The organism is Vibrio sp. 1457, assembly GCF_033340195.1.
In the GTDB taxonomy this organism is placed as follows: domain Bacteria; phylum Pseudomonadota; class Gammaproteobacteria; order Enterobacterales; family Vibrionaceae; genus Vibrio; species Vibrio alginolyticus.
Window position 1 is genome coordinate 185,107 of sequence record NZ_JAWOWA010000005.1, and the last position, 10,892, is coordinate 195,998.

Annotated in this window: 7 protein-coding genes and 1 pseudogene; 6 read left to right on the top strand and 2 right to left on the bottom strand. The window is 42.5% G+C overall.

Annotation, left to right across the window (positions count from 1 at the left end; translation table 11 throughout):
* Positions 1 to 5: 5 nt before the first annotated feature.
* Both tssM and R7Z41_RS07540 read right to left on the bottom strand, forming a co-directional pair.
* A complete protein-coding gene (tssM, locus tag R7Z41_RS07535; RefSeq protein ID WP_206970238.1) occupies positions 6 to 3,395 on the bottom strand; it encodes a type VI secretion system membrane subunit TssM in 3,390 nt (1,129 codons plus the stop codon).
* Positions 3,396 to 3,422: 27 nt separating this feature from the next.
* A complete protein-coding gene (locus tag R7Z41_RS07540) occupies positions 3,423 to 4,736 on the bottom strand; it encodes a type VI secretion system ImpA family N-terminal domain-containing protein (RefSeq protein ID WP_137282736.1) in 1,314 nt (437 codons plus the stop codon).
* A gap of 503 nt (positions 4,737 to 5,239) precedes the next feature.
* Between R7Z41_RS07540 and R7Z41_RS07545 the strand changes: the two genes are divergently transcribed.
* The 6 genes and pseudogenes from R7Z41_RS07545 to R7Z41_RS24660 form a co-directional block, all read left to right on the top strand.
* Positions 5,240 to 5,839, top strand: a complete 600-nt coding sequence (locus tag R7Z41_RS07545; RefSeq protein WP_206970225.1) for a hypothetical protein — start codon at positions 5,240 to 5,242, stop codon at positions 5,837 to 5,839.
* A gap of 9 nt (positions 5,840 to 5,848) precedes the next feature.
* On the top strand, positions 5,849 to 7,342 hold the full coding sequence (locus R7Z41_RS07550; RefSeq protein ID WP_225477456.1) for a type VI secretion system-associated FHA domain protein: 1,494 nt from the start codon (positions 5,849 to 5,851) through the stop codon (positions 7,340 to 7,342).
* Entirely contained in the window at positions 7,335 to 7,835 is a 501-nt protein-coding gene (tssJ, locus tag R7Z41_RS07555; RefSeq protein ID WP_005386118.1) for a type VI secretion system lipoprotein TssJ, read from the top strand. The genes R7Z41_RS07550 and tssJ overlap by 8 nt, the downstream gene beginning before the upstream one ends.
* Before the next feature lie 11 nt (positions 7,836 to 7,846).
* Positions 7,847 to 9,172 (top strand): type VI secretion system baseplate subunit TssK, encoded by a 1,326-nt coding sequence (tssK, locus tag R7Z41_RS07560; RefSeq protein ID WP_005373357.1) that lies wholly within the window; start codon positions 7,847 to 7,849, stop codon positions 9,170 to 9,172.
* On the top strand, positions 9,169 to 9,960 hold the full coding sequence (gene icmH, locus R7Z41_RS07565; protein ID WP_005373354.1) for a type IVB secretion system protein IcmH/DotU: 792 nt from the start codon (positions 9,169 to 9,171) through the stop codon (positions 9,958 to 9,960). The genes tssK and icmH overlap by 4 nt, the downstream gene beginning before the upstream one ends.
* Before the next feature lie 147 nt (positions 9,961 to 10,107).
* A pseudogene (locus R7Z41_RS24660) lies at positions 10,108 to 10,684 on the top strand (DUF4150 domain-containing protein); the annotation flags it as partial.
* Positions 10,685 to 10,892: the final 208 nt, after the last annotated feature.

Here is a 10,892-nt window from a genome sequence, read left to right on the forward strand (position 1 = left end):
TGTTATTAAATCGACTCTGGGAGCGTAAAGTTATACAGCTCAGCAAGAGTGAATGGGTTTTTCTGTGTCAACGGAGTGATGCGTAAGCTCAAGTCCCTCCCTGACACTTTTATGTCACTGACAAAGCTGCCGTTATGAGTGTTTGTCAAGGTCGAGTCACCTAGCAATCTGTATATCGCCCATTGACCACTCTTATTTAAAACGTGCTGTCTGCCTTCATCGGTTACATCCTGGAGTGTGATACTAATATTGAAGTCACCATTTTGCGGTGGCCATGCCATTTCACGAATGCGGCTTGGACCGTGGTAGTAACTTATATTGGTATCTGCAATTTTTAAGCTCGCTCTAATCGCACTAGAATCAAGATCGAGTACTCTTGCACTAAACGGAATATGAACGCGGTTAGTGCTTTTATTAATTAATGTGTCTCGAATAACGTTATAGTTACGCAGTTGCACTAACAGAGCCGGAGAGATTGGCATCGTCTCGCCATCCACCTGTTTTGGCGTCCACAAATTGGTATCGTAGAACGGTGCAAAATTTTTCTGAATAAATGTGTCTAACAAGCCACCTGAAGCAAACAGTAATTCAAAATCTTCAATTGAGATTTCCTCGGTCGCTGTTAGATCAAATGGGTATCGTCCTAGCCCTATCTCTTTAAACTTGGTGTAAATCTCGCTGTACCATTGGGTTTGAATGCCTTTAGCGGACTCTTTAATCATGACTGACCAGCTTTGTTGAACCACATCTAACAACCAGCTACGAACGGGTTCCGGTGATTTTTGGGCAATCTGTTTAAGTTTGATTAATGGGTCAGCTTCACTGCTGTTCATTCGATGCTGAGCTGCCGCTAGCGCCGCCATTTGCGGGTCAGGTGCATCAGCGATGTCTTTCATATACGTGCGAACACGGCTTAGCGCAGTTACGGTCTCATCCCAAGGAGTAGGGGAGTTTGGTGTTTCACTGACCTGAAGTTGGTTTAATAAGTGAAAAGCTTGTTCAACACGTTTCATCAACAAGTAATCAGGCTTAACTACTTCCTCTACTGCGTCTGATGCGGAGTCTGCCGCTGCCACGAGTTTCGGGTCTAGCTTTGAAATCAGAGCATTTTTTTCACCAACGGGTGAAAATTGTGTGTTGGCATAGACCTGCTTCAGTACGGTTGTCATTGGTGAAGAAGGGCCCGAGATTAAGTCTATCGCGTTCGTTAGGTCGCCGACATTGTCATAGTTCTGGACTTTTAGTTCACTCAGCGCATTGCGCCAATTACTGATGTAGTCGTCAGTATATTTTTTACGTACTTCCTCTTTGAAGGCTTCTTGTTCTTCACTAGTAGGAATAACGTGTTGTGACAGACCTAAAACCCAGTTGTCACTGATGACTTGTTGTGACATTAGGTCCACGCGTGGTCGATAAAAAGTGCTAAAACCAGTGGAGGTATAGATCTTATCTACGATCAAGCGTTCACTATCGATTGGTGTGTTGAATACATTGCTAAACTCAAAACCCACAGCTCGTTGCAGATCTAGGGTTCCTAAATCAATCGAATTTGCTTCGTTTAAAATGCCTGCATAAACGAGATCAACATTCGAATTTGCTAGCAATGAGCGACGTGTTGCACGAACAAGATCCATATTGATATCAATTGGATCAAACTGTGTGCGAAAGTAAGCGTCCAAATAGCGCATCGTCTGATTGACGACGTCACTTTGGTTGCTCAAATCGTTCATCATTTGGAGAGTTTGATGACGCAAAAAACGGATATCACGCTTTGTTGGATCGTTTAGCATTAGATACCCCTTCAATAGAGGTAAAGCGCGTGTAAAAGTGTTTTGATTTTGTGTCAGTTGTAGACGGTAACCTTTCTCAATGAGAGGTATCAACTGTTGAGCAACGTCCTTAAGTAATGCTTCGTAAGCGATGCGAGTGCTTTGATCCAAACGGCTAATGTTGAGTGGTAATATCTCTTCATCCAAAGCCTTAGAACCTTTAAGCCACGCCCCATAAGAAGGCTCTATTGCTTTCGTCGCCTTCGCTAAAAGCTCATCGAATCTTGCATCTTGCTCTATTTGTGATTTGTCATCGATACTCAAGAGTTGATTCATCACATGTAAGTTACTGTCTAATGTCGTGAAAAAGAAGTAACTGCCCCCAGTAAGCAGGATAATAGAGCCGAGTATTGCCAAACGGCTTTGTCTCTGAATTAGACGAAGATAGGTCTTGTTTTCGCCCGCAAAGTCGCTTTCCGGCAATATTTGTGAATCAATCAGAAAGCGAGAGAAATAAGGCGTTTCTGTTAACTGAGTATGCTCTGACGCGATAATAGGTAAGTTGAAGTAATTACTACAACTTTTTGCAAGTAAATTGTACTTGCGACCGCCTTGCAGACTCGAACTAAAGAAAATCTCACGGATGTCTAGTGAATAGACACCGTTGTTAACATCACATAGACGCTCAAGCACATAGCTGACTTCAGACTGACATAGTTCAAACTGCTTAGGGAAAGCGAGTATTGCTTGTTTCTCATCAATGTCCGTTGAATTAGCGGATGCATCTAGCGCATTACTTTCAAGCACTCTCACTAGATTTCGATAGCTATCGCGGTAGTACTCTGCAAACACACCTTTGGCTTCTTTTAGTGGGATAGAGAGGAACTCAACACGTGTCTTGAGAGAGCTAAAGTGCATGTATTCTTTAAAGCCATCTAACTTGTCTAGCTTTGACATAATCAAATAGATTGGCAATGCTGAAGACGTTTTAGAGTTGATGGTACTCAAGCGCGCCAATAACGACGAAATGGTGTACTCTTTTTGCTCTGGCTCAGAGACGATCATGAACTCGAAATCGGTGAAGAATAGACAGCCTGAAAATGGCTTTCGAGGTCGATGATGAATAACTTCTTCAATGAACGTATTCCATAAAGAAGCATCACTGCTTGATACTTCCTGGAACACTAAGCGTTGGTCTGGTTTGATGTATACAGCGCTGTCAGATTCGTACCATTCAAAAAAGTCATTCTTTGCGGTTCTAGTGCGATCCATCGGTTTAATTGCACTAGAATTAAATAAAAATTGACGTCGCCCTGACCCTTTATTACCAAGCATCAGGTAAATTGGTTTCTTGCCTGAGTTAGCAAGAAGAGGCTGGATAACCATAGAAAGTGCTTCTTCCTCGGTTTCCAAATGTTGAGCTTTAGCGTTGTTCTTTTTCTTCAACCATAATGTGAATTGAAAAGTGACGTAAACAATGGCGATAGCACCAAGGGTCAGCCAAAGATAAAGTTGGTCGATTTCGTCAAGAAAAAGCAGATAAATAGTGGTGATAATTGCAGCCACTAAAAACATCAATATAGTAGAAATCACCACTGGATTTCTAAACAGTTTTTGTTTGAACATAAGCCTAAAACTTCTTTAATTGTATTGTTATTTATTGTCAGTTTTTTCAGCTTGTAGCTGACTCAATTTATATAGGTAGATGTTCAGTAAAAGGGTTGCGCGGTCAATTTCCTTTTGCTGTGAATACTTTTCAGCGTATTCAATACGACCTAAAAGCGGGAATAACGAGTTACTGTATTCGTACGCCTTTTCAGAGTTCTTATCTACATTCTGTCTAGCTACGTTGGCAAACACCGTTCTTGCGTCTGAGAATCGCTTATAAACATCCATAAACTGGTCTTCTAAATGGGCGCTCTGTGTCAAAAAGTTTTGACGTAGCTGCTGTGCAGAAGACGAATCTGGATAGATTGCGATTAATTCATTGGTCAAGCTATCGAGCTCGCTGACGTTACTTACTTTTGCCGAGTCTAAAAACCAGTTATTCATCATAATATCGACACGATTAATGGCCTGCGTTTTCAATGACTGAGCATATTTTTTATTTTCGTAATCTAACGAGGCGACCAAATTTACAAGTTCATTAAGTGAAGCTTGATTAATTTTTTGTTCCAATGTTCGATAACGTTGTTGCTCGTACATGAAATGTGAACATATCGCAGTAACAATCAAACCAATAACGAAGTAGATCATAAATCGACCAGACTTTGCCGGTGATGCTTTCTCTTGGCTATTTAGGTTGGGTGATGGCACCGGTGCCGGAGAGGGAGACACATTCACTTTAATTTCAGGTGCCTTCTGCGTTGCTGCAGGAGCGCTAGTGTTGGCTTGTTTTTCCTCGCGTAACTCAGCCGCAATTTGTTGTTCTTTTATCTGCTCAATCCATTGATTCAAAATACGGCGAATGCGACCTAATGACGGCGCTTCAATACCGTAATGAAGACGAAGCTCTTCCTCAATCCTCAAGCATAATTGATGTGCTGCCTCTATCAATGGAAGCTCTTCTGGTAACGCCCGATGCTTATTAATTCGTTTTTCAGTATGCTCTACCATCCATTCAATAGCGCTCATTCGTGCCTTTGACTTTGAATGCTCTGGATACGCGTTGAACCAATATACGACACACACATCAAGTATTGAGTTTAACCCTTCAACAAGGCCTCTTAAGCCGTCGTTATAGGTTGACGCAACGGTAAAGTAACAGCAACAACGTAGGTCTTTCGCTTGGGTACTCAAGATCTTTTTTGAGAGTGTTTGAACCGTTTTCCACGAGACTCTCCCTGTGACTTTATTCAGGTTGTTTATTTGACGTTTAATTTCGTCAAAATCCTCAGAACCATTAGGATTAGAGCCGCTTGGGTTATTTTCATCGATTGGTCTTCGAGCGAAGTCGGTAAAAAACATAAGGAAAGTTCCAACTGATCATATAGAAGTATTAAGTTATATAGGATTTCACTACTGTTATATTAAATTATAAGCAGTGCACATCTGCCGCAATTCTATAGACAAAATAAGCGGATTAGATAATAAAAATTCATTAAAAGAAATTAAATTACTTTTAGTGTGATCTTTGTTCATAATATTAATATCAATAGTTAAGTCTATTTATAAGAAGAAACTTATATATGAAGATGAGAACGTTGATTAAAAAGTAACTAAATTGTTATCGGAGATTACGTTTTGTTCAATTAGCAATCAAATTCTGCTACTTCTATTTAAATAGAAATATTTACTGTCTCGTCACTTAATCTGTAGTCGGTTCTTTAGTTTTTGTTTGTAGGTAAAACAACCAACCTGATAGTTGAAATGTATTAAATTATAGGTGTTTTTTTAGGCTTATTGAAAAAGAGAATATAATTGATATCTTTCGCCTCTAAGTAGAATATCGGTTTTCCTAGAGGGACGAAATGCTAAAACCAAGTCAAATTGGGCTGATTTCAGCCATGTGTCTATTTTCTTCTGTTGCAATGGCAAAAGGGGAGCGATATGGACTCTCTACCAGTATGTTGACTATCGATAGCATTAAATACGATGAAGGTAAAAGTGGTGAGCAGGATACGCTTAGGTTCGGCTTGGTTCATACTCGTCCTATTGATGAAAACAATAACCGTTGGCGTTGGTGGTTAGGGCTAAACTATCTAGCAGAAGATATTGAAGCGCCAGCAAACGGCTTATATCAAGAAGCGACGAACTATGAACTTCGTGTTGTTCCTCAATATGCGTTGACTTCTTGGAGTGTTTTCACGCCATATGTTGGTGCGGGCTTGTCTGTCAGTTACTCGCAATATTCTAATCGTTGGCAAGTAGACCAAGAGGGCTATCGTTATGAGAGTGTTGAAGATATCGACCAGTTTGAGTTAGGTGCGGTTGTGACCCTTGGTACTGCTATAAAGTTAGGCAGTAATCCTGACGCCCATATACAAATTATCCCGCAGGCCTCTTATATCCTTCCGGTTGTAAATGATGGAATTGGTGGGCTTGAACTATCAGTTTCTTTGCTCTTTTGAGGTTCGTAAATGTACTCAAATCAGCTAGTTTTATTTATCTCAAAATGTCCAGAGGAATACACCGGTGCAAAGCATATTGAAATGCCTGAGAGTGGTGGTTCGATAGGTCGTTCCCCAAGCTGTAGCGTGTCTTTAGCCGATCACAACCGCTTTATATCGGGCACTCATTGTTTGCTCAGCGTGTATGGAGATACCTACTATATAAGTGACGTATCAACTAACGGCACAATGGTAAATGGGAATAAAATACTAAAAAATCAACCCGTTGCGATAGTTGATGGCGACATCATTTCTTTAGGGCAATATGAGATTGGTGTTTCTCTTGAGCACGTTACCTCAACACTAGACATCGCCGCTGATATTGCTCCTGAGCGAGTATCTAGCGATCCTCTGGTTAGTCTAGGAGATGCGGTTGTCGAAGAGGAAGAAAAAGTCGGTGCCTTAGAAGATTTGTTTATGGAGACTAAACAGGATGACATTGATTGTCATGATCCTGTTGCTCACCTTAACTTTTCGATGCAGCGAGATGACGATTACTTAATTCGTGATAATGAGCGTACAGAATCTGAACAACCTAGAACCGTGGAAAACACGCGTCAGGTGGTCGATGACAGTTTCAGCATATATTCCGAATTCGATCAGCCAAGCCTAATCCCTGAAGACTGGATGGCTGCGGAAACCAAGAGTAACGCATCAGTCAATGATGCATTAGCGCCAGAAAGCGGTAAGGCACATAGAGCCGATATTGCCTCAGCTGAGGTGATGCAACCTGGCACGGTAGCCCCAGATAGCACGATTCAAAGACAACATCGTACGCATAATGTTACTGAGATGGTCGTAGAACAGGCTAACACAGGGTCAAAATGGGAAGAGATGACCCAATCTTTTACGCCTTCTCCTAACACTAATCAGCAACTTCAAATACCTACGGCAGAGCACGCGATAAACAGTACGACGAAAGCACAAGTCGATACTGATGCGGCCGTTTGCTCTCAAGATATAGCGCAAGCGTTTTTTGATGGTTTGGGTATTCGAAACCCAGAGTTGATGACAAACGAGGCGCAGTTATTCAAGCAAATGGGCACTTGCTTGCGTTTATGTATTGATAACCTACAGAAAGAGTTGCACGAAGTGGAATCGTTAAAAGATGAGCAGAGTGCGAGTGAGGCTAACTCGAACATTGCAGAGCTAATGCTTACTTTGAATAGTCAGCAATTACTGGCTCCAAATGAACTGGTTGAACAAATGCTCGATGAGCTGAACGACCACCAAGTTATGTTTAACAAAGCACTGAATGAGCTCATTTTAGAACAGTCAGAAACGAACGATCCCGTAGCATTTGCTAACAGGGTCGCTAGCCAGTCTTTGTTCTCAACTAAGTCAAAGCTGTGGGCCGAATACCTAGATTTCTACACTAATAATCGTCGCCTGCTTAATGAAACATCCTTAAAAGGGCTGATTAAGAAAAACTATAACAAAGTGATTAAGGGAAACCATGCGTAGTATCGCCGTATTACTCGGATTTGCCATGTTGTCCGGTTGTTCCATGTGGGATCAATTTAAAGAGTCCACTGGTATCACACCAGAAACTTCGTCGATTGAATTGGTTATTGAGGCATCACCTGTACTCAATGTGAGAAATGGGGGCCAGTCATCTCCAGTTATTCTCCGTCTTCACGAATTAAGTTCGCCAGTATTGTTCCGAAGCTTAGATTTCTTTGCCTTGTTTGAGAGCGATAAAGCGTCGTTGGGTGATGAGTACATCAAACGTTACGAATATCAAATACAGCCAGGTGGAAAAGTTCATGAAATGCTAACTCTAGACCCTGACACTCGTGCCGTCGGTTTTTCAGTGGCTTTTCGTGATATTGATGGTTCGTCTTGGCGAAAAGTGGAAGTTATTGAAGAGAAGAGCGAGTACTACATCAAGCTCAAGTTAGAGGGCAGTGAGTTAATCTCTGATAACACTCGCGGCATTGAACAGGTTTACTTTTAAGGGATAGAAACATGTCTTTATACAATCCAGTTGTTTGGCAAGATGGAATGTTCATGAAGCCGCAGCATTTTCAACAACTCGATCGTTCGCAAAGTAAACTATCGAGCCTACTGAGTGCCAATGCATCGCCTTTGCATTGGGGAATTAAACGTTTAGAAATCAACTCTCAGTTACTAGCACTGGGTAAAATCGGTATTACTCGTGCTGAAGGTATTTTACAAGACCGGACACCATTTGAGCTTCCGTTGCTTGCTGAGCTGCCTGAAGTGAAAGATGTAGATCCTTCGATTGCCGATAAAGTCGTTTATTTGTGCTGTCCGTTACCATCGGAACGTTCTGAGTTATTTGGTACCAAAAAAGACGGTGCGCGCTATACGATGGAATCTCAAGAAGCGGTTGACGCTTGTTATGATTCGGAAGACATGGCAAATATCGTCGTCGGTAAGCTTAACTTTTGCTTAATGTACGATCATGAAGATAAGAGTGCTTACACGTCTATTCCGATCTTAAAGATCTCAGAAGTGAAGCCTGATGGCAGCGTGATCTTAGATGATAGTTTCATTCCTACCTGCATCGATATTCATGCGTCGACAGTACTGAGTAAATTTGCGACCGAGTTTGCTTCTATGTTGAAGCATCGCGCGGAATCGATAGTTCAGCGATTAGGGGTGGTGGATCAACAAGGCGTATCATCGGTTTCTGACTTTATGCTATTGCAAGCGCTCAACCGATACGAACCCTTGTTTTGGCATTTCGCAAGCACAGAAGCTGTGCATCCTGAGTCTTTGTATCGAATTCTTCTTCAGGCAGAGGGTGAGCTTTCGACGCTGTGCTCAACGACACGCCGACCTATTGAGTTTACGAAGTACAATCATGGTGATCTTACTAGCTGTCTTTCTCGCGTCCTAGACAGTGCGAAAATGACATTGAGCGTGATGTCTGAGCAAAGAGCAATTCCACTGACCTTAAAAGATCAGAACTATGGCATCAGAACGGCAGCAATCCCTGACAATAAGATCATTGATACGACAACCTTTATCCTCGCAGTTAAAGCCGACGTGACCTTGGATGTTCTGCATACCCAGTTTGTCAGCCAAACGAAGATCGGTTCTATCGATAACATACGTGACTTGATTAACCTTCAACTGCCTGGGATTGAGATCAAACCAATGCCAGTTGTGCCACGCGCGCTGCCGTATCACGCTGGCTACACCTATTTCGAGCTCGATAAAACGGGCGAAGAGTGGATGGCATTGAAGAACACTGCTGCGATTGCGATTCACGTTGCGGGCGATTTCGCTAACTTATCATTGCAACTTTGGGCCGTTCGTCTATGAGTTACGCAGAAACCGACGTCACCGTAGTCTTATTCCAACCAGAGCCTGGCAAACCAATGGAGGTAATGCCAGCGCCTGACTTGTCGAGAAACATCGCAGTACAAGATCTATCTATCGACAACATGGGTATTAACCCGCTAGTGGACCAGTTCTCATGGTTGATAGCCAGTCTGTCTTGTATGTCTTCGATCCCTTGGCTTGATGACCCGATGCCATTTCGTGAACAAGTGGCACGTGAGATTCGAAAAGGTGAACGAAAACTTAATGAAATGGAGCTCGATCGTGCTTCGGTTCTTGTTATTCGTTACTGCTTGTGTGCGGCGATTGATGAATCTGTTTGTCGACAAGAGTGGGGGGCAAATAGTCACTGGAGCCAGAACAGCTTACTGTCTGAATTCCACAACGAAACATCTGGTGGTGACAAGTTTTTCGTTATTCTCGACCGCTTAAAAGCCGACCCTCGCAAATACCGTCACGTTATAGAGTTTCTCTATTTATTGCTTCAACTTGGTTTCCAAGGCAAGTACGGCCGTGAAGAGCGTGGCAACGAAAAGTTAGCGGAAATTGGCAGCACCATTTATCGATTAGTGCGAGATGACCGCCTAGCAGAACAAGAAAAAGTTTCTTTAATCAACCTTAAAGCTAAATACCTAAAGAAGCCGTTGAAAAGGGTAATTTCACCCAAGCTGATCTTGAGTCTTAGTGCGATGACGTTTGCGCTTATGTATGCGGCAACCTACATCGTCATAGACTTAAAATTCCAGCAACTGCTTGAAATGTATAGATAACCAGAGATCTAAAATGAGATCTTCTGCCAGTTTTAGGGTTTATTGTGAATATCACTGGTCTTTTAGTGAAATTCACTAGTTATTTAGAGAGATTGCAGTTTGCGATCTCTTTTATCATTCAATCAATAAAATTCAAATGGATTGGTTATGGGCGTAACAGTTGGTGCGAATGGACTTTCGATAGTTCATAAAGGCTCAGGTGGTGAAGCGAATGCAACGCTCCCAGATGTTTGTTTAACTAAGGTCGGCAAGCCAGTCGTCCCTATCCCTTATGGCAACAATGCTAAATCAGCAGACCTTGCTGGTGGGACTACGACAGTCTCTATGGATGGCGGTAACAGTGTCGCTATCAAGGGCAGTACGTTCTCAAAAAGTACCGGCGATGCGGGCGGTGACAGAAAAGGCGTTTCCTCTGGCACGATAGAAGCTGAAGCAAAATTCATTTCAGCCTCACCAACGGTTAAATTTGAAGGTAAGGGCGTATGTCGCCTGTCCGATCAAATGACCATGAACAAAGCCAACACTGTGTGTCTTGGCGGCGCACAAAACCCATCGGTTTCTGTGAGTGAAGAGCAGGAAGGGACGTATACGCTGGATATAGAATGCAAATATCCAAATGGGCTCCCTTACTCTAATGCACAATTTTCTTTAGTCGAACCTTCAGGTGCTGTCATTGGGAGTGGAGTGCTGGATTCTAGCGGAAAAGCATCTGTTAATGGTCTCGCTCTAAAAGAATGCAGGTTAGTGCTCAGCGAAACTCAAGACTCTTACACCCCGAACCAATCTTTAGCTGAAAATATTGTTACGGAAACTTACCCTGATCCGAATGATTTTTGTACGTTTGTAGCAGGTCGCCGCTCGCCATTTTGGGAAGATCGTGTTGGGGTTGCTAATGACTGGGGCATATTGATGTCCCCATCCTTCAGTGATGA